This is a genomic window from Xenorhabdus sp. PB30.3 (genome assembly GCF_963895965.1).
Taxonomy (GTDB): Bacteria; Pseudomonadota; Gammaproteobacteria; order Enterobacterales; family Enterobacteriaceae; genus Xenorhabdus; species Xenorhabdus stockiae.
Genome location: NZ_CAWQMW010000131.1, coordinates 18,119 through 38,404, shown reverse-complemented (window position 1 = coordinate 38,404; position 20,286 = coordinate 18,119). Strand labels below are relative to the sequence as shown.

General features: G+C 40.7%; 18 protein-coding genes and 1 tRNA gene. 12 read left to right on the top strand and 7 right to left on the bottom strand.

Going from position 1 to position 20,286, the window contains the following annotated elements; all coding sequences use genetic code 11:
• Window positions 1-331 precede the first annotated feature (331 nt).
• Genes AACX38_RS11535 through AACX38_RS11515 form a run of 5 tightly spaced genes read left to right on the top strand, consistent with a single transcriptional unit; the run spans window position 332 to window position 4,240 of the window.
• On the top strand, window positions 332-1,006 hold the full coding sequence (locus AACX38_RS11535; protein ID WP_228864365.1) for an AzlC family ABC transporter permease: 675 nt from the start codon (window positions 332-334) through the stop codon (window positions 1,004-1,006).
• A gap of 2 nt (window positions 1,007-1,008) precedes the next feature.
• Window positions 1,009-1,353 (top strand): AzlD domain-containing protein, encoded by a 345-nt coding sequence (locus AACX38_RS11530; protein ID WP_099120062.1) that lies wholly within the window; start codon window positions 1,009-1,011, stop codon window positions 1,351-1,353.
• Window positions 1,331-2,356 (top strand): LeuA family protein, encoded by a 1,026-nt coding sequence (locus tag AACX38_RS11525; protein WP_228864364.1) that lies wholly within the window; start codon window positions 1,331-1,333, stop codon window positions 2,354-2,356. Before AACX38_RS11530 ends, AACX38_RS11525 begins: the two co-directional genes overlap by 23 nt.
• Before the next feature lie 11 nt (window positions 2,357-2,367).
• Window positions 2,368-3,225 carry a sugar phosphate isomerase/epimerase family protein gene (locus AACX38_RS11520; RefSeq protein WP_193757098.1) on the top strand — a complete coding sequence of 286 codons (858 nt, stop codon included), beginning with the start codon at window positions 2,368-2,370 and terminating at the stop codon, window positions 3,223-3,225.
• Window positions 3,212-4,240 (top strand): FAD-binding oxidoreductase, encoded by a 1,029-nt coding sequence (locus tag AACX38_RS11515; RefSeq protein WP_228864363.1) that lies wholly within the window; start codon window positions 3,212-3,214, stop codon window positions 4,238-4,240. Before AACX38_RS11520 ends, AACX38_RS11515 begins: the two co-directional genes overlap by 14 nt.
• 54 nt (window positions 4,241-4,294) lie before the next feature.
• Here the strand turns inward: AACX38_RS11515 and AACX38_RS11510 are convergent, their stop codons facing one another.
• The 3 genes from AACX38_RS11510 to pepA form a co-directional block, all read right to left on the bottom strand.
• Complete coding sequence (locus AACX38_RS11510) at window positions 4,295-7,192, bottom strand: valine--tRNA ligase (protein ID WP_228864362.1); 2,898 nt, start codon at window positions 7,190-7,192, stop codon at window positions 4,295-4,297.
• A 13-nt stretch (window positions 7,193-7,205) separates the two neighbouring features.
• A complete protein-coding gene (locus tag AACX38_RS11505; RefSeq protein ID WP_228864361.1) occupies window positions 7,206-7,670 on the bottom strand; it encodes a DNA polymerase III subunit chi in 465 nt (154 codons plus the stop codon).
• 187 nt (window positions 7,671-7,857) lie between these two features.
• On the bottom strand, window positions 7,858-9,366 hold the full coding sequence (pepA, locus tag AACX38_RS11500; protein WP_099109028.1) for a leucyl aminopeptidase: 1,509 nt from the start codon (window positions 9,364-9,366) through the stop codon (window positions 7,858-7,860).
• A gap of 280 nt (window positions 9,367-9,646) precedes the next feature.
• On the opposite strand from pepA, the gene lptF reads away from it, so the two are divergent.
• Window positions 9,647-10,747, top strand: coding sequence for an LPS export ABC transporter permease LptF (lptF, locus tag AACX38_RS11495; RefSeq protein WP_099120068.1), 1,101 nt, complete (start codon window positions 9,647-9,649; stop codon window positions 10,745-10,747).
• Window positions 10,747-11,823, top strand: coding sequence for an LPS export ABC transporter permease LptG (gene lptG, locus AACX38_RS11490; protein ID WP_228864360.1), 1,077 nt, complete (start codon window positions 10,747-10,749; stop codon window positions 11,821-11,823). Before lptF ends, lptG begins: the two co-directional genes overlap by 1 nt.
• A gap of 86 nt (window positions 11,824-11,909) precedes the next feature.
• Here lptG and ampH read toward each other — a convergent pair whose 3' ends face one another.
• Complete coding sequence (ampH, locus tag AACX38_RS11485) at window positions 11,910-13,160, bottom strand: D-alanyl-D-alanine-carboxypeptidase/endopeptidase AmpH (protein ID WP_099109025.1); 1,251 nt, start codon at window positions 13,158-13,160, stop codon at window positions 11,910-11,912.
• A 396-nt stretch (window positions 13,161-13,556) separates the two neighbouring features.
• On the opposite strand from ampH, the gene AACX38_RS11480 reads away from it, so the two are divergent.
• The 5 genes from AACX38_RS11480 (at window position 13,557) to AACX38_RS11460 (ending at window position 17,754) form a co-directional block, all read left to right on the top strand.
• Window positions 13,557-13,641: transfer RNA gene (locus AACX38_RS11480), tRNA-Leu, on the top strand.
• Window positions 13,642-14,036: 395 nt separating this feature from the next.
• On the top strand, window positions 14,037-14,339 hold the full coding sequence (locus AACX38_RS11475) for a hypothetical protein (RefSeq protein ID WP_228864359.1): 303 nt from the start codon (window positions 14,037-14,039) through the stop codon (window positions 14,337-14,339).
• 627 nt (window positions 14,340-14,966) lie between these two features.
• Window positions 14,967-15,287: a thioredoxin family protein gene (locus AACX38_RS11470; RefSeq protein ID WP_228864358.1), complete on the top strand. Its 321-nt coding sequence runs from the start codon at window positions 14,967-14,969 to the stop codon at window positions 15,285-15,287.
• Window positions 15,288-15,472: 185 nt separating this feature from the next.
• A complete protein-coding gene (locus AACX38_RS11465) occupies window positions 15,473-15,997 on the top strand; it encodes a GTPase (RefSeq protein WP_228864357.1) in 525 nt (174 codons plus the stop codon).
• Window positions 15,998-16,470: 473 nt separating this feature from the next.
• Window positions 16,471-17,754, top strand: coding sequence for a dicarboxylate/amino acid:cation symporter (locus tag AACX38_RS11460; RefSeq protein WP_228864356.1), 1,284 nt, complete (start codon window positions 16,471-16,473; stop codon window positions 17,752-17,754).
• Window positions 17,755-17,991: 237 nt separating this feature from the next.
• On the opposite strand, the gene AACX38_RS11455 is transcribed toward AACX38_RS11460, so the two are convergent.
• Genes AACX38_RS11455 through AACX38_RS11445 form a run of 3 tightly spaced genes read right to left on the bottom strand, consistent with a single transcriptional unit; the run spans window position 17,992 to window position 20,256 of the window.
• A complete protein-coding gene (locus AACX38_RS11455; RefSeq protein ID WP_228864355.1) occupies window positions 17,992-18,630 on the bottom strand; it encodes a hypothetical protein in 639 nt (212 codons plus the stop codon).
• Between the two features lie 12 nt (window positions 18,631-18,642).
• Window positions 18,643-19,335: a hypothetical protein gene (locus tag AACX38_RS11450; protein ID WP_228864354.1), complete on the bottom strand. Its 693-nt coding sequence runs from the start codon at window positions 19,333-19,335 to the stop codon at window positions 18,643-18,645.
• Window positions 19,336-20,256 carry a DUF5655 domain-containing protein gene (locus tag AACX38_RS11445; RefSeq protein WP_228864353.1) on the bottom strand — a complete coding sequence of 307 codons (921 nt, stop codon included), beginning with the start codon at window positions 20,254-20,256 and terminating at the stop codon, window positions 19,336-19,338.
• Window positions 20,257-20,286 lie beyond the last annotated feature (30 nt).

Sequence of the window (20,286 nt, the reverse complement as noted above, 5' to 3'; positions counted from 1 at the left end):
GTTCATACCTGTTCTTGTAAACAATGTTGATTACTTCCATTTTTTAATAATAGAGAAACATTTTTTAAAAAACATATTTGTTTTTTTGTTTTTCTTATCTATTTGATTTTAATTGATTTTATTTTTGTTATTTAATGGTTTTATTAACATGGAATAAAAGTAATTAAATGTGAAATCTACATTAATAATAATTGTTCTCAATAAGATAGCGTCAAAAACATTGAAGCATCATTTTTTTTAATGTAATGTTTTTCCATATTATGATTTTTTGTGTGAATTTATTGATATTAAAAGTTGGTGTTCAATGCAAAGTTCATTATTTAGAAAAGGAATGTTAGATTCATTACCTGTTTGCATTTCTTTTTTCCTCATTTTTGCATCCGTTGGTGCTCTGTATCAAAATAAAGGGCTTTCATTAATAGAGACAATGGTGGGTTCTGTATTCACTTTTGCTGCACCGTTGCAGGTTGCTGTTGTTAATTATCTTGCCAATGGCGCATTTTTATCAGTGATAATACTCACCCTGATCATTAACTTTCGCTTCTTTCTGATGTCGATGGTTATGTCACAGTATTTTCATGGCATATCAAAAAGCAAGGTTGTATTGTCAATGTTGGCATTCAGTGCCAGTACATATACCGTAACTCATGCTCATTTAGTTTCGGAGAAGATCCCTGAAGGGAAGGCACAGTTTAATTATTATCTGGGTGTCTCTATCCCCAGTTTTGTTATCGCTGTTCTTGCAACCTTACTGGGATATGTATCTTCAGATTACCTGAATTACGATTCAATCTCTCTTTTTCTCGTGATGTTAATTCCGATTCATTTTTCATCTCTTACCGCTAAGCGTGCCGGAAAAGATTTGTCCGTTTTTGCTACGCTGATAGGTGGGTTGTGTGCACCATTCATCAATGAATTAAATATTCAGCTTATGGATATAGCAATACCCATTATGGTTGGAATGTGCATTGCATTTTATGAATTAAACATTAAAAAGGGAGCCTGAACATGATTATGGTCTTATTGATGGGAGCAATCAGTTACCTTCTTCGGGTTATACCATTTTTAATGGGTAACAAGAAAATTAAGAAAGATGGTTTTCTTATTACCTCTTTAGATTATTCAGTGTGTTTTATCCTTGGCAGTATTATTGTAAATATTTCTCTTGGTAATATAAAAATCAGCGAATTAATTTATAATTTTGAAATTAAGTATGCTCTTGCAATTATTACGGTTATAACTGCTTATTTTATCAGTAAGCGCACAGGCTCTATATTAAAGAGCTTAATTATATCATCTGTTTTATTTACATTAATATCATGGTGGGTTAATGAAAAAAATATGTTTTTTTGATACAACATTGAGAGATGGTGAGCAGGGGATTGGGTGTTTACTCTCGAATGAAAAAAAGTTGAAATTGTTACCACGTTTAATTGATTTAGGGGTTGATTCTATTGAGATTGGCATGGTAACAGATGAAGATAGCGAAAAGTTTTTTTATGAGGCCGCATCATCTAATATAGATTTTAAAGATACCTATATTGCCGCTTTATGCCGATTAAAACCTGATGATATTGAAAGAACAACTTTAGCTTTAAGCAGATTTAAAAAGCCCAAATTAAACTTGTTGTGTGTTGGCTCAGAAATACATATCAGAAAAAAGTTTGATTCTACCAAAGATAGCATATTATTGATGCTGAAAGGTTCTTTGGAATATATAGCTAATAGTGATTATAAAGGTAAAGTTTCAGCTATTTTAGAAGACTCATCAAGAGGGAGCTTTGATCTTTTAGAAGAGAAAATTGAGCTACTGACAGCTTACCATGTTAACGATATCTGCTTTGCCGATACCACCGGTTGTGCTACACCGCTATATATCAGTAATCTGATTAGTTATTTTAAAAATAAGTTTCCGGGTATACGGTTCTCTGTTCATTGCCACAATGATTTAGGGCTGGCAGTTGCTAACTCAATCAGTGCAATTGATGCCGGAGCAGATGAAGTACAGGTGACACTGGGTGGAGTTGGTGAGCGCTGTGGTAATGCGTCGTTTGAAGAAATAATGGCAATTCTGTCTTATAGAAGTGAATATAAAAATAGGTTTAAAGCAGATATTGATATGAAAGATCTCATTGATCTATGCAATTTTTATTATGACATTATCAATAAATTGCCTCATCCTAATAAACCTTTATTAGGGAAATATGCGTTTTCAACTTGCGCAGGTATTCATCAAAATGGAATTAAAAAATTCCCTGAAACTTATGAATTTATCAACCCTGACACATTAGGTTTGGAACGAAAATTTTATTTTAATAGATTATCAAGCAATAAACTTTCTCAGCAAGATATTTAATAGGAATGGTTATGAATTTTTCTCAGAAAATTGGCTTCTCAACAAACATTTTTGAAAATCCGGCAGATATAGACGTTTTAGTTGAACAGTTAAGTAAAGATTTTAAGCGTATTGAAATTGAATTTGAAAAAGAGCTAAGAGACTTAATTGATTATCATCCTGAGAAATGGAATGAGAAAGTTGCTGTATTGAATAAGTTAAAAGAAGATAACGATCTTTACTATTCTGTCCACGCGCCTTATATCGGCATCAAAACAGATATTGCTAATAGTGAAGAATTGGACAGAATTATTGCTGTTGATTATCTTGAATCATTCATTTATGAAGCGAAGAAGATCGGTGCTGAATATATTACTATTCATCCCGGTTATCTTGAATTTGATGATAATGGAATCTCTGATTTTGATTTTCAGCAGTTGTCTAAATCTATCGAGAAATTATCAAAAGTTGCAAAAGAAAATGGCATGACTATCCTGCTGGAAAATACCGGAAGTGACAGAGAAAAGTATATCGTACTAAGTGATGAACAGCATGAGATCTTATGCCATCAGTACGGTGTCTTCCTGACTCTGGACATTGTGCATTTTGAATCATTTATGCATAAAAACAGTACCAGAGAATATAAGGAAGGATTAAAAAGAATTCTACCTTATATTAGGAATGCGCACTTCAATGATGTACTGAATGGTGAACACGTTCATTTACCGTTGGATGAAGGCAACTTCGACTATCACAAAGTATTATCCTATATGGTGAGTGAAGGTTATCAGGGGAATTTTATTATTGAAGAATCAGGCGGCGGTTTTTCACCGGAAGAATTTATTATCGCCGGGAAGAAGTATGTTGAATGTTTGAATGGCATGGAATGATCCTAATTGTAAAATGAAACATTTTGTTAGTATTAATAAAAATGAAATCGAATTTTTTTCTGATGAAAACATAACTATATTGGAACAAGCCGAAAATAACGGACATTCTTTAAAAAATGGTTGCCGGTTGGGAGCCTGTCGGGTTTGTAAGTTAAAGTTATTATCCGGTGATATAGAGTATACAGTCGGGAATAAAATTGGATTAACAAAGAAAGAACTGGACGATAATTACTTTTTACCATGCTGCGCGATTGCCAAGAGCAATATTGTTTGTGAAGCAGATGGTGATAATAAAATGCTTTCAGATACCAAAGAAGGCGCTGTTATATGTGATATAACAAGAACTCCCGGAATCACTGTTATAAGATTCAAGTTATCGAAAAGATCTAAGATGGATTTTATTCCGGGACAATATATTGGTATAGAAGTCCCTAATGGAAAATGCCGGTATTATTCTGTAGCTAATATCCCGAAGGATGATGGGTATGTTGAAATTCATGTAGCTAAGAATAAAAATGGCGTGTTTTCAGATGTGATTTGTGAAAAGCTGAAAGTCAATGATGTATTGTGGATATACGGGCCTTATGGTGATTTTATTTCGGATTATCATGATGAGGTAAGAGATATTGTTTTTGTTGCGACAGGAACAGGATTTGCACCGATAAAATCCATAATAGAATCTGGCGTATTTAATGAACGAAAAATTCATCTTTTTTGGGGAGGAAGACGAAAAGCCGATCACTATTTTTCTGAGATTGTAGATAACTGGAAAAACACATTAGGAAATTTCCATTTCCATATGGCTTTATCACGGTCAGATGAAGAAGACTATCCTGAAGTCCATTGCGGGTATGTACAGGATGTCTTTAAAAAAGAGATTGGTCTGAATAATCAGATAGAAGTTTATATGTGTGGTTCTCCTAATATGATCAGTGATATGTCTGAGTTATTAAAAGAGAGTTATCAACTGAATGAAGATTATATTCATGTTGATGTATTCTATCCCAATAGCTAACACTCAAAAAAAGCCACTGCAAATATACAGTGGCTTAATTTAATTCAGAAAATATTACAGAGCAGCGATAGTTACTTTCTGTGCCAGTAATTTTTCTTTAGCTGCATTGTTTGTTGCCAGACGCTCACGCTCTTTAGCAACAACCGCTTCTGGTGCCCGGCTGACAAATCCTTCGTTGGACAGTTTGCCTTCGATGCCACTGATTTCTTTATCCAGCTTTTCGATTTCTTTATCCAGACGTGCCAGTTCTGCATCTTTATCTACTAAGCCAGCCATTGGGATCAGCACTTCTGCACCGTTGATCAGCTTGGTCACAGAAACAGGTGCTTCTTCTCCTGCTGCCAGAACGGTAACAGAGGAGAGACGGCCCATTGCCTGAAGGAAATTCAGGTTTTCAGCAACGCGGCGTTGTGCATCGGCATTCGCATCACGCAGCAGAACTTCCAGTGGTTTGCTTGGCGCAATATTCATTTCTGCACGGATGTTACGTACTGCAATGATCGCTTCTTTAATCCACTCCAGATCGTTCAGCGCTAATTCATCAACTTTCGCCTGATCGAATTCAGGGAAAGATTGCAGCATGATGGTATCTGCATCAATGCCCTTAACTACTTTCACACGTTGCCAGATAGTTTCGGTGATGAATGGAATGATTGGATGAGCCAAACGCAGCAGGCCTTCCAGCACTTCAATCAGAGTATGGCGCGCTGCGCGGACTTCTGCTTCAGAACCTTTATTGATAGCCGGTTTGGAAAGTTCCAGATACCAGTCACAGAATTGGTTCCATGTGAATTCGTAAAGAATATTAGCCGCGATGTCGAAACGGTAAGTATCCAGAGCTTCGCGATAAGCTTTCACTGTCTGGTTGAACTCTGCCAGGATCCAGCGGTCTGCCAGTGACAGCGACATTTCGCCACCATTCTGACCACAATCCTGCCCTTCGGTGTTCATCAGCACGAAACGGCTGGCGTTCCACAGTTTGTTACAGAAGTTGCGATAACCTTGCAGGCGCTTCATATCCCAGTTGATATCACGACCCGTGGAAGCCAGTGCCGCCAGAGTGAAACGCAGGGCGTCAGTACCGTGGGCTTCAATGCCTTCCGGGAACTGCTTTTCAGTACGCTTGTGGATTTTCTCTGCCATTTGTGGCTGCATCATATTGCCGGTGCGTTTTTCCAGCAAATTTTCCAGCGGAATGCCGTCAATCATATCCAGCGGGTCGATAACGTTCCCTTTGGATTTAGACATCTTCTGGCCTTCTTCATCGCGGATCAGACCTGTCATATAGACCGTCTTGAATGGCACCTGAGGTTTGCCGTCTTCATCTTTGATGAAATGCATGGTCATCATGATCATGCGGGCAATCCAGAAGAAGATGATATCGAAGCCACTGACCAGTACATCGGTCGGATGGAACGTTTTCAGTGCTTCCGTCTGTTCAGGCCAGCCGAGGGTGGAGAATGTCCACAGACCGGAAGAGAACCAGGTATCCAGCACATCATCGTCCTGAGTCAGAGTAATATCTGCACCCAGATTGTTTTCACGACGGACTTCTTCTTCATCGCGACCCACATAGACGTTGCCTTCTGCGTCATACCATGCCGGAATACGGTGGCCCCACCATAACTGACGAGAAATACACCAGTCCTGAATATCACGCATCCAAGAGTAGTACATGTTCTCGTACTGTTTTGGTACGAACTGGATATCGCCATTCTCAACAGCTTCAATCGCCACTTTTGCCAGTGGCGCAGTGCGGACATACCACTGGTCGGTCAGCATTGGCTCGATGACTACACCACCGCGGTCGCCATAAGGAATGGTCAGATCGTGAGGCTTGATTTCTACCAGCAGACCCTGTTTTTCGAATTCGGCAACGATAGCTTTACGGGCGGCAAAACGCTCCATTCCACGGTATTCAGCCGGGATTTCGGTTGAATAAGCGTCAGAAGCTTCACCATTGCTATTGAACACCTCTGCGGCTTCGCGGATATCACCGTCGAGTGTCAGGATATTGATCATCGGCAGGCTGTGACGCTTACCCACTTCATAGTCATTGAAATCGTGGGCCGGAGTGATTTTCACACAACCAGTACCTTTTTCCATATCAGCGTGCTCATCGCCCACGATAGGAATACGACGGTTTACCAGTGGCAGGATGATTTCTTTGCCAATCAGATCTTTATAACGAGGATCTTCCGGGTTAACGGCAACACCGGTATCTCCCAGCACCGTTTCCGGACGGGTTGTCGCAACAACCAGATAATCTTTGCCTTCGGCTGTTTTCGCACCATCTGCTAATGGATAACGCAGATGCCACATTGAACCTTTGACTTCGCGGTTTTCAACTTCGATATCAGAAATTGCTGTGCGCAGTTTTGGATCCCAGTTAACCAGACGCTTACCACGATAAATCAGGTCGTCCTGATACATGCGTACGAAGGCTTCTTTAACGGCTTTTGACAACCCTTCATCCATGGTGAAGCGCTCACGCTCCCAATCTACAGAGTTACCCAGACGACGCATCTGGTTAGTGATTGTGCCACCGGATTCCGCTTTCCACTGCCAAATCTTGTCAATAAAAGCATCGCGGCCATAATCGTAGCGAGTTTTGTTTTCTTCAGCTGCGATTTTGCGCTCAACAACCATTTGTGTTGCGATACCTGCGTGGTCAGTACCGACCTGCCACAGCGTGTTTTTGCCTTGCATACGCTGGTAACGCACCATTGTATCCATGATAGTCTGCTGGAAGGCGTGCCCCATATGCAGGCTACCGGTCACATTTGGCGGTGGAATGACGATGCAGAAGCTTTCACGGCTGGTGTCACCATTTGGCTTGAAATAACCACTCTTTTCCCAGTGATCGTAAAGAGGTTGCTCTATCTCTGTCGGGTTATACGTTTTATCGAGAGATGGCTCAGATTGCGTTTTAGTAGCGGGTGTCTTTTCCATTTTATCTTGATATTTAATAGGTTGGCGGGGTTGCCATGGTCAAATTAAAGCCGACGCTACGATAGGATTTATATCGTTCGCGAGCTAACTGTTTCAGATTTTCATCAATAGGGACGAAGTCTACCACTTCATGGAAAGCTGTGGCAAAGTCTGCAAAATGAGGAAGCAGTGTAATCAGAATATCACGGGGAGAATTACCTCTTTTCTGCGGCCAGCACAATTCTACAGGCGCGCCATAACGGGGGCCTTCTCCTGCAAGATTGTGTGGCACAAACTGGCCCGGCTCTCGCTGCCATAGGACTTCATCCAGCTTTTCGGCCTGCTGCTGGCTTTCACAAGCAATCAGAACCCGCTTCCCTGCACGCCATTGGTCAGCGGCAAGCTGACATGCCAGCCATTCATGTGGCTGTAAATCATCTAAAGACGATGATTGTTCCGGTGACATCTTTTCCAATAAATAGAAAGTGGCGTTTTTCATAGTCTCATGATTATCGAAAATAGGTTACAGAAAAATGGTTAAACGACAGGTAAGGTGACGGAAAAAGGGTATTGCAGCAGCAATACCCTTTTCTTTAATACCTTTTTATCGCCATCATTTTTCAGGTTGTAACCCGAAATCTGTTGGGTATACGCCATATTCTTATGCAAAAAATGGCGGAGGGGTATTAATCATCAGCATTAAGACCTGCACGATTTAACAGGAATTGTGCCAACAGTGCAACCGGACGACCTGTTGCTCCTTTCTGCTTACCTGCCCGCCATGCTGTACCGGCGATATCCAGATGTGCCCAATTGTATTTAGCCGTATAACGCGACAGGAAAGCACCGGCAGTAATCGCGCCGCCAAGACGCCCACAGGAGTTAACCATATCCGCGAAATTCGACTCCAACTGCTCGGAAAACTCATCGCCCAACGGTAGACGCCATGCCCGATCACCGGCCTGTTCTGACGCATTCAGCAGTTCATGGGCCAGTGGATTATGGTTGGACATCAAACCAGTATAATGACTGCCCAGTGCAACCATACATGCACCTGTCAGCGTGGCGACATCAATAACCAGCTCTGGCTCGAAACGCTCAACATAAGTCAGCGCATCGCACAGCACCAGACGACCTTCCGCATCAGTATTCGTCACTTCAACGGTCTGGCCGGACATTGTGGTTAAAATATCTCCGGGGCGATAGGCACGACCACCGGGCATATTCTCGCATCCAGCCAGAACACCGATGACATTGATGGGTAATTGCAGCTCAGCCACAATTCTCATCGCACCATAAACAGAAGCCGCACCGCCCATATCGAACTTCATATCTTCCATGCCATCGGCTGGCTTGAGGGAGATACCACCGGAATCGAAAGTCAGGCCTTTACCCACCAGTACGATAGGTTTCGCATTCGGGTCTTTACTGCCTTTATATTCGATTACCGACATCAGCGATTCGTTCTGAGAACCCTGACCTACCGCCAGATAGGCATTCATACCTAGCTCTTTCATCTGCTCTTCACCAATCACTTTGGTAACCAGATTTTCAGCGCTGTCAGCAAGCTGGCGTGCCTGTGAAGCAAGGTACGCAGCATTACAGATATTAGGCGGCATATTAACCAGATCTCTTGTTGCCTTAATGCCAGCAGCAATGGCAAGCCCATGCTGAATGGCACGTTCACCGCTGGTCAGTTCGCGGCGGGTCGGCACATTGAAGACCATCTTGCGCAAAGGCCGACGCAGTTCGGTTTTGCTGCTCTTAAGCTGGTCGAAGACATACAGTGACTCTTTTGCTGTTTCGACTGCCTGACGTACTTTCCAATAGTTGTTGCGTCCCTTAACGTGTAATTCAGTCAGGAAACAGACAGCTTCCATTGAACCGGTTTCATTGAGGGTGCTGATGGTTTTCTGAATAATCTGCTTATACTGGCGCTCATCCAGTTCACGCTCTTTTCCGCAACCAACCAGCAGAATGCGCTCAGACAGCACATTAGGAACATGATGCAGTAGCAGGGTCTGCCCCACTTTGCCTTCAAGTTCACCGCGGCGCAGTAAGGCACTGATATAACCGTTACTTATTTTGTCAAGTTGTTCTGCGATAGGGGAAAGACGGCGCGGTTCAAATACGCCGACAATAATACACGCACTGCGTTGTTTCTCCGGGCTACCGCTTTTTACACTAAACTCCATGCGTTCTCCTGAATCTTAAAGACAAAGACAGATACAATCGCTAAAATACCATGTTCCGCATTAAATCATCCCAAATAAAGTTCTCTGCTATGTTAAGCTGAGTATATTAATTTTAGATACTTAGCCAACGATAAGTATGCTCTAATTGAGAACAAATATATGGAATGCTTTGGTATCATTTTAGCTACGGGGAAGCCAAACTGATTCATATAAATGGTAGATATACGACGAAGTTAGCGACTTTCCTGCAAAAAGACAAGTTTTCACAGGCGTAATAAGCGTGATCATCATTAGATATCTGGTACGGGAAACCCTGAAAAGTCAAATCGCAATACTTTTCATCTTATTGCTGATCTTTTTCAGTCAGAAATTAGTTGAGGTATTGGGCGCGGCGGTGGAAGGTAATATTCCCGCAAATTTAGTTTTATCTTTGTTAGGGTTAGGTGTGCCGGAGATGGCGCAGCTAATTTTACCCCTGAGCTTGTTTCTCGGGGTGTTAATGACATTCAGTAAACTCTATACGGAAAGCGAAATTACCGTCATGCATGCCTGCGGTTTAGGTAAAAGCGTGCTGGTGAAATCCGCCCTCATTCTGGCCCTGCTCACTGCGATGCTGGCTGCGGCCAACGTTATCTGGTTCACTCCGTGGTCATCTAAATATCAGGAACAAGTGCTGGCAGATGCGAAAGCAAACCCAAGCCTTGCCGCAATAATGGAAGGGCAGTTCAAGCCTTCTAATGATGGCAACATGGTGCTGTATATCGGTAACGTCAAAGGGAATAATTTTGAGAATGTTTTCCTTGCCCAGCTTCGCCCGACGCATAATCAGCGACCTTCAATCGTCATTGCTGATGGCGGGCATATGGAAGCGTTACCCAACGGCAATCAGGTTGCGGTACTTCATACAGGAACGCGCTACGAGGGAACGGCCTTGTTACGTGATTTCCGCATTACCGATTTTAACGACTATCGTGCCGTTATCGGACATCAAAACCCGGATGTAGACAGCGGTAAAGTTGAACAAAAATCAATGTCTGAACTGTGGCATAGCAATGATAAAGATGCCCGTTCTGAACTCCACTGGCGTCTGACGCTGATTGCATCTGTCCTGATTATGGCATTGATGGTTGTTCCGCTAAGTGCAGTCAACCCGCGGCAGGGGCGCGTACTCAGTATGCTGCCAGCCATGTTGCTCTATCTGATTTTCTTCCTGCTGCAAAGTTCCCTGCGCTCTAATGGCAGTAAAGGGAAACTGGACCCGATGATCTGGATGTGGCTGGTTAACGGTATGTATTTTGCTCTGGCACTGGCGCTTAACGTATGGGATACCACCCCGATGCGTAAACTGCGTTCACGCTTTAAGAATCAAGGAGCTGCCTGATGTTTGGTGTATTAGATAGATATATCGGGCGGACGATCCTGCAAACCATTCTGATGACACTGTTCACACTGGTGTCGCTATCCGGCATTATTAAATTTGTCGATCAGCTGCGTAAAGTCGGGCAGGGCGAGTATACAGCACTTTCTGCCGGTATTTATACCTTGCTGAGCGTTCCCAAGGATATCCAGATTTTCTTCCCGATGGCGGCTTTGTTGGGAGCGCTTTTGGGTTTAGGAGCGCTGGCTACCCGCAGTGAGTTGGTGGTAATGCAGGCTTCGGGTTTTACCCGTCTTCAGGTTGCCGGTGCAGTAATGAAAACGGCTATTCCGCTGGTTTTACTGACAATGGTGATCGGTGAATGGGTTGCTCCACAAGGGGAACAAATCGCCCGTAACTTCCGCTCACAGAAGATGTATGGTGGTTCTTTGATGTCCACCTCCAAAGGGCTTTGGGCAAAAGATGGTAATGATTTCGTCTATATTCAGAGTGTAGGCAAGGATAGTTCTCTGAACGGTGTCAGTATCTATCATGTTGATAACGAAAAAAAACTATTGTCAGTGAAATATGCAGCATCCGCTGTGTATGATACGGAACATGCGCAATGGAAGTTATCTCAGGTGGAAGAGTCTGATTTAAATCATTTTGGCCGGATCACCGGTTCACAGTATATCTCTGCTGACTGGAAAAGCCGGCTGACACCAGAAAAACTGGGAGTTGTTTCCCTTGAGCCTACCGCGCTTTCTATTCGTGGCTTGTATCAATACATTACTTATCTGAAACAGAGCCAGCAGGATGCCGGGCGCTACGAACTCAATATGTGGAAAAAGGTTTTTGCGCCGTTATCCGTGGCGGTCATGATGTTGATGGCACTTTCCTTTATCTTCGGGCCGTTGCGCAGTGTTCCTATGGGATTCAGGGTTGTGGTCGGGATCAGCTCAGGCTTTGTTTTCTATGTCCTCAATGAGATATTCGGCCCACTTAGTCTGGTTTATAGCATGCCGCCGATGTTGGGTGCATTGCTGCCGAGTCTGTTGTTCTTTACAGTGAGTGTTTACTTACTTTTGAAGAGAAAATAGCAGCCACAAATTGATATCCTGCTTCTATCAGACTGATACAGCCTGAGTTTTGATGATATAAACTCAGGCTGTTATTTTTTATAGGCTTATTTTTTTACCAATTCCATTACCGGTTGCTCTGGAATCTGGTTATGATTCTGTGCCAGTGCAGTGACCAGCTCATTCACACCTTTAGTCACCTGATGGAACTTACTGTGCTCTTTTCGGGTCATGACGATAAAGACGCCAATATTCTGCTCAGGGATCATCGCCATATAAGTGTTAAACCCGCCGCCGCCGCCTGTTTTCTGATAGATACCCGGAACATCTTTCTTACCGTTCATATAAACCCAGCCAAGCCCGATACCATCAGCTTTTCCGGCCACATCCATTCCTCTGATTGAAGCCAGCTCAGCGCGTTTAAAATAAATGCCCTGTTCACGGCTGGCAGTCTGTTTTCTCAAATGATTGTGGGAGGATAAAAACTGCTGCATCCAGCGTTGCATATCGGCGGGAGTAGAATAAATGCCGCCACTGCCTGCTGCGGCGATAGTATTGAGGCAAGGGCTGGATTTGATCCCCTCCATCAACCGGGCACACTGGGCAGGGGTTGGTGTCAGGGTTGTATCCTTCATTTTATAGGGAAGAGTGATTTCTTCATGTAGAAGGCGGCTATAAGGTTCGCCGGTTGCTTTGGAAAGGGCATCAGCTAATAAATCGTAGGCCAGATTAGAATAAGAAGCCGTTGTGCCGGGGGCCGTTTCTAGATCCGCATTTTTCAGCCAGTTCCATCGATTAGACTGAGTTGGCCAGATAAATACCGGACGCCCCCATTTTCCTCCGGGTTGCTCCCGTGGTAACCCACTGGTGTGGCTTGCCAGATGATATAACCGAATAGGCTGATCGATACCAAAATCGGGTACATGCACACCATGATAAGTATATTTTTGTAATGGATCGGTGATTTTAATACGCTTTTGTTCTGCCAGCTTGATCATGACTTCACTGGTCATCAGTTTGGTGATTGAAGCGATGCGGATTAAAGAATTCTGGCTGGGTTTGATACCGCTCCCTGGATAAGTTTCCCCAAAACTATGGTGTATGACCTGATTATTATCAATCACCACCATTGCCATACCTAGCGGATTACCTTCATTAAAGATTGACTGTGCATACTCTTCAACCAGCGCTGAAGCCATTTTCCGGTTTGAAACATCGCCGTCAAACACTTCCCATTTTGTAGGCTGTTTACCTGAGTGCGGCGTTTTGTTCTGGTGCGAATTGCCAGAAGCAGAGCAGGCTGAAATCGCTAATGAGAGAGCTGAAACAACACAAAATTTATAGAGCCGTTTGTTCATTTTCGGATTAACCAATCAGGGAGCGTAATGCATGGCGAAACTCAACCGTTATTTATTCTTCTTAAATATCGCAATAACGGCACCGATAACAAAACCCAGCAGAATACCTGCGAATATCCAATTGATAAGCGTCATACTGATTTACCTCAACAGCAGTGTTTTATAGTATTTTATTTTGAATTATATAAGGAGATTATGGGTTGTCTATCGATGATAAGAAGTTATAAAAGGTCGATTTATGTTACATAGAACAATGTGGGCTTAAATTTAAGCAAATTTATGTGAAAGTTATTGTGTTTGCTTTTTTTTTCAGCACTTGAACAAAATTGGAAGGATAAGTGTTGCGAATGGTCTTCGGGCAAGTATAATAACTCTCGTTTTCCGAACCCTTTCAGTGCCGAAGTGGCGAAATCGGTAGACGCAGTTGATTCAAAATCAACCGCCTTCGGGTGTGCCGGTTCGAGTCCGGCCTTCGGCACCAAATCTAATCTATTATTTATTTCACATATTCCTCACCAAATAGTCACGCATAAAACCAGATAGTGATAACACGAAAAAATGCCATATAGGGTGTGATATTTATTGTGTGCTTTATTGCTTGTGTACATGCTATTTTCTGTTGGTGATTTATAGACATATCTCATTTATACACAAATAGTGTGCACCTATAAGCCCGATTGAATAGTTAGATATATCATCTAAACGCAACCGGTTTTGATAAACTACTTAAGCCAAAAAAATACTGGTGGACGAACAAAAGAATCTTCGTGGCTTAACAAAAGGCCGCAACAAGAAGTTGATTAATGTAATTAAGCTATTTTTTGTAGCGTAGATCAGTTGTCGTATATAGTTACGACACAAATTGGAAAATAAAAAATGGATATTAAGAGAAACGCCGTTCTATTTCTTGCTTCGTTGACTCTAACTGCCTGCATGACTGTAGGGAATAAATTTAATCCAAATGCGTTAGATTCAATGCAGCCCGGAGTGACGACAATTCATGATGCAGAAACCTCATTGGGCAAGCCTACATCGTCCTCATCGGTACAGAACGGGGGAGTTCTGTTGCAATGGATATATTCTCAGGGATCCTTGGTCGGTAGTTCTGGTGGACATGCTGCTGTTTTATTTGATAAAAATGGCAAGATGGTGCAGATTGTACATCGAACCCAGATATAATTTCGGGTAAGGCTGAGAAAGAAATTTTTGGGAGCACAGCGACCTGTGACTCCCTACGTATTCTTACTGGCAATTTTTTAGAAAGTATAAAGTTAAGGCTTGGATTCTTACATAGGGGTATACAATTTAGCCACTCCATCTAATGTGGCGCCGATAATAGTCGGTTGCTGAGAGGTAGGTTTGAGCCAGACTATTGCGCCATACATTATTTTCTAACGTCCACTCGAGTCTGAAAACCATCTACAAAACCCTAATAAATCAATTGATTTAGAATCTATTGTAGTTTGTTGTAATCAATGTACTCTAAGGAGTAGAGCTTGGGGCACCTACACTTCGATTTTAAATGTGCCCCAAAAATGAAACTAAACGCCCGACAAATCGAGACTGCGAAGCGTAAAGCAAAATCCTATAAATTATCGGCACTTTCAACGAACAAAAATACCATTCCGTAGTGATATTTCATTATTACAAGCATGGCGTTTCTTTATTATCTACTTGAGCTTAATGAAAACCATTTCAATTTTTGACTGATAAATATCCATTGCTAATGATAATATATTCAATATAATAATTGATTGTTAAGCTAGATCGTCTTCTATCAACTTGAAAATTTTTCTAAGGATTCATATGAGTACATTACTTGAATTAACCGAAGAGAATTTTGACAGTGTTGTCAGTGCCAAAGGGGTCAGTGTTGTCAGATTCTGGGCACCGTGGTGTGAGCCGTGTCGTATGGTTGCGCCGACGTTTAAGCAGTTATCAATTGATATGAAAGATAAGGCCACTTTCGGCGAAATTGATATTGAACGGTTTAATACTATCGCTATGAAGTATGGTATCCGTGGTATACCCACGACATACATTTATAAAGATGGGAAACCTGTTGATTCTATAGTTGGGGTCGCTTCATTATCACAATTTAAGAATATGGTTACTCGAAATCTATAGTTCAGGTTTCGCCATGTAAAAATCTGCCTTGCCTAAATTATGAAATATCAATCGAAAGGTAAGGCAGTTATCAATACCGTGATATTTTCCAATTGAAATTAAATGACAGTCCCTATTATTTAATAGATAGGATTTTTAATCTCATCCATATAATATATGCGGCTCTATAATTATTGGAGAATGTTATGCAACTTTCAGATTTAGGAAATAGAATCTGCATTATGGGGCCTTCGAATAGCGGTAAATCAACACTTGCTAATGCAATCTCCAAAAAATGTAATTTGAAAGTCACTCATTTGGATCAACTTTTCCATTTGCCGAATACAGATTGGCAGGAACGCTCTGTCGATGAATTTATCTCGTTGCATGATATGGCAATTAAAGAAGAGAGCTGGGTTATTGATGGAAATTATGGAAGGTGCCTACCGCAACGATTATCCAGAGCAACCGGATTGATTTTATTAGATGTTTCAACGCTATCAAGCTTGTTGCGCTATATAAACAGGACATCATTCCAGCGTAAACGATACGGTGGACTGGAAGGTAATCAAGACTCAATCAAATGGGAAATGCTTCACCACATCACTGTTGTTACACCCAAAAATCGAAAACGCTATGCTGCAATGTTTGAAAAATTGGTCATACCAAAAATAAAACTAAGTTCTATTAAAGAGATGAAAGAACAATTTGATAAATGGGCGCTATTTTAAGTAGAAACTGATATAAATTAGTTTTCATTATATTTATATCTAAAATAACCAGATGGATTAATTTATTTTAGATATAAAATTCATAATGTTATTATTTTTAAGAATTGTTTTATGTCCAGTTAACTCCCTATTCTATATAACTTATTTTTGTTTTTTTCTTGTATGACAAACAAACTTTAGGTTTGTTTATTTAGAATTTATCTATTTAAATCTTATTCATTCTATATTTAAAATCCACCGTTATACAGGTTGTGGACTTCTTATGAAATAACATTTTTAAATAGAATAAGTAATAAAATATAGCCAGACAACCAAAGGATAAATCCGAGTATCAGCATAAATGTACACTCTGCACGTCCCTTGTCCTTCGTTTTCCTTTTATTAGCAGCCTGATAAATGTAACTAATTGTTAAGTCGTAAGTAAAAAGACAGCGTAACTAGTTTTAATCATTACAAAAAATAAGGGGATAACCATGAAGAGGCAAAAACTGATGAAGCAGATCGTTATCGCCATTTTGCTTGGCGTGATAACGGGATGGGGATTTAATCGTTATCTTGATGCCAGTCAGGCAAAAGAAATTGCCTCTTATATCAACATTATTACCGATGTCTTTCTGCGCCTGATAAAAATGATTATTGGGCCGCTTATATTTTCCACGATTGTTGCCGGATTAATGTCAATTGGAGGGTCATCATCTGTCGGGCGGATCACTATCAAGGCAATGATATGGTTTATTGTTGCTGGCTTGATTTCGATTAGTATTGGCACTCTGATCGCTAATCTGTTCCAGCCAGGGGTCGGGCTGAATATTGCAATTCCACAACATGGAAATATCGATACGAGTCTGAATGCTGGTGAATTTTCCCTGAAAAACTTTATCAGCCATATATTTCCCAGTAGTTTTGTGGAAGCCATGGCAAATAATGAAATCTTACAGATCCTTATTTTTTCACTCTTTTTTGGTTCAGCATTGTCATATATTTGCCGGAATAGTCAGAAAACAAGCCCTATAGTGACTATGATTGAAGATCTGGGGCGCATCATGTTCCGCATCACAGATTATGTTATGTCATTGGCTCCAATTGCGGTATTTGCTGCCATTGCCTCTGCAATTACGATTGAAGGGATGGGATTACTTTATGAGTATGGCGAATTAATTGCTCTCTTTTATCTGGGGATATTTTTACTTTGGTGCATTTTACTGACCGTGGGGTTTCTTTTCCTCGGCAAAGATGTCTTTTTGCTGATGAAGCTTATCAGAGAGCCTATCATACTGGCCTTTGCCACAGCGAGTAGCGAATCTGCCTATCCAAAGACCATGAATGCACTGAACTGCTTTGGTGTGCCGAAAAAAATTTCCAGTTTCGTATTGCCTCTGGGTTACTCATTTAACCTTGATGGTTCAATGATGTACCAATCCTTTGCCATTCTTTTTATTGCGCAGGCTTACAATATTGATTTGAGTATCACAGAACAGATCCTGATTATGTTAACGCTGATGGTTACCAGCAAAGGTATGGCTGGCGTAGCCCGTGCTTCTGTAGTAGTTATTGCTGCCACTCTACCGATGTTCAAACTGCCTGAAGCGGGTATATTATTGATCCTCGCTATTGACCAGCTCCTCGATATGGGGCGCACAGCCACTAATGTGGTGGGTAACTGCATTGCTACATCAGTCATTGCTAAATTGGAAGGAAAGCGGGGTAGTTCTGAATCCGAAGTGCAGGAAAAAGAGTTTGTCGGGCATGATAGTTAAATTATTGGGGAAATTACTGCATTTTCTTGTTTGGAAGTTGTTCGGTATCAAGTTTTTATTTCAGATAAATAGAACTATGACTAAATGGTTTTCTGTTTTTTTTAAATTTTTACAGAGGAGATAATTAAGTAATTTATGAATTAATGGAATTGTTTTATTAGTAGTTTTTTGTGGAAAAATACCCATCATAATTGGAAATGGGTATAAAACATGCATGGAGGTTTCAGAAGGGTTATATTATATTTTATGCGTTTTTATTCCTAGTTTTTTTAGATGCTGATTAATCTTTTTAAGTAGAATTATTGCTCCATCATCTTTTGCAATTTCATTTAAATTAACTTTGAAACCTATCGATTGTACATCTTTGCTTTTATGTATTTTTGAATCCATTTTTGGATAGTCTTCATCTGCATACCAGATATCTTCTAATGATGTGTAGTTTTTATTTTTCTTAATAAGACTGAATAAATAAATAGCAATATAACTTTCTGACTCTTCAGCATTTAATTTTAACTTACATGCATCAGGCTCAACATTTTCTCCGTAATTTTCAATGCGAGTGCTGTATTCTAATTCGTGGTCTATAATCAGGCTAAGGTCTAACACAAAATCTTCAGGAGTGAGGATTGTCCCGTTTGTGGTTTTTTTACCAAAAACAAAGGATACATCCATCATTGGCAGGGAGTTCCAACTCCACGTGGTTAGTGGATTTGTAGATTGACGCGAGAGCTTTTTAAAGCTCCACTTTTCCCATTTTATAAAATCCATTCCTAAATTTTCAGTAACTTGATTCAACATAGGAAAAATATATTGATAAAATGCTGCACATATTCTATGTGCTTGACGTACTTGACTGAATTTGTCTGATGTTGTCATTAGAGCACTCTCTTATTTATTGAATAAGCTATATATCGATTTAGTATTTAATGAATTCTTGGCAAGAAAATTATCAAAATTTGTCCAAGATGGTAATGGGTCTCGTATACCATAAAAGGTGAGAGTTTTTAGGCAGTCATCAATAATGCGTTGATCTTGTGGATACGCCCATTGTTGAGTTTGGAGAAAATGTTTAATTTCTTTCCATTCTTTGGTAACTACTTGGATGTCAGGGTAATCATCGGTGAGCTTTTCCAACCATTTTGGGGCTTCTTTAGGAAGATTGCCTAGCGCTAAAAAGTATAGGTGTGGTTTTGCATCGTCACTTTTTAAGTATGCATCAATTTCCTTTTTCCATTGGGTAATATGTTGATTACCACCCATTGGAGGTTTGACTTCAACAATCAATGCTGCACGTTCAAATGTAATTACGACATCAGGTTCTGCATAATTTTTTTCTCCTTCATTAAAATAATATTTAGGCCAGAAATTAAACGATTTGAAATTACCCCATTTGGTAATATCCAGTCCCAATGATTTTGAGAAAAATAGATTCATGGCTGTCGGAGATAAATAGTTAATCCGTGTCCAGAACGCAGCAGTCAATAGATCTTCTCGTGATTTAAAGACGGAACGCCAACTTTGTGGTTTTTCATCTCCGATGGTTACTCGCCCGGCTTTACCTTCCAGAATTGCATGTAGCATTTAATTCTCCTGATAAGCCTGTTCAATAAGAATTTTGGCTTTATTTAAATCATGTTCGTTACGAACAATAAGCTCAAGATTTCCAGTTCCCCAATGTCCAATGTTCGTTACATCTCGGCTAAAACCTTCATCTAATACAATGTGATTTGGATTTAGTTTAAGCCATATACGGATATGAGGATCTGTTATTGGGTATATTGCCATACAGACAAAATTGCGAATACGGCGAAATGCACCGTATAACTTCAGTTCTTTGTACTGGACTTCATCGCCAAGGGAAAGTACATAATTTTTGAGTTGCTCATGGAGACTCAGGAGGGGAGGAGATGCTATTGATAGCTGCTCTTGGTGACTACGGGTATAGCGTTTATTATTTACGCTATTGGATTCCTGAATAATCGGTTGATGATTGTTTTCTGTTATAGAATTGACTAACTCAAACATCAATAAGTCTGAACTGAACAATTTATAGCGGATTAAACTAATATTACGGTTAATCTGTTGTACGGCATGTTCATCGTACTTATTAAAATCAGCCGCAATGCATAATAAGCGTGTGCCACTCCAATCAATATTTTTTGCTGTGCCTTTACCGAGTTTATCCATGACTAACCAGCGAAATTCCGCCTGATGATCTAATAACCAATCAAGATAAAATAGCCCCTGATTAATCACATTTTCGTTGCTGTGACGCTTATATTCGATAATAACCGGACAATTGTTTTCATCTAATCCTAACGAATCAATACGGCCACGATGTGTTTTCCCTGTACTGTATTCTGTTGCCAGAAAACGCACACCAAGAAGCGCCTCCATATGCGATTCAATCAGTGTTTGCAGATCTTTCTCGATAGTGGCGGCTTTGCCGGAGAGCTCTTGTATCCCTGTAGTACTGTAGCGAAATAATTGAATATCACTCATATGAGGACCATTTTTATTATTGATTTATTG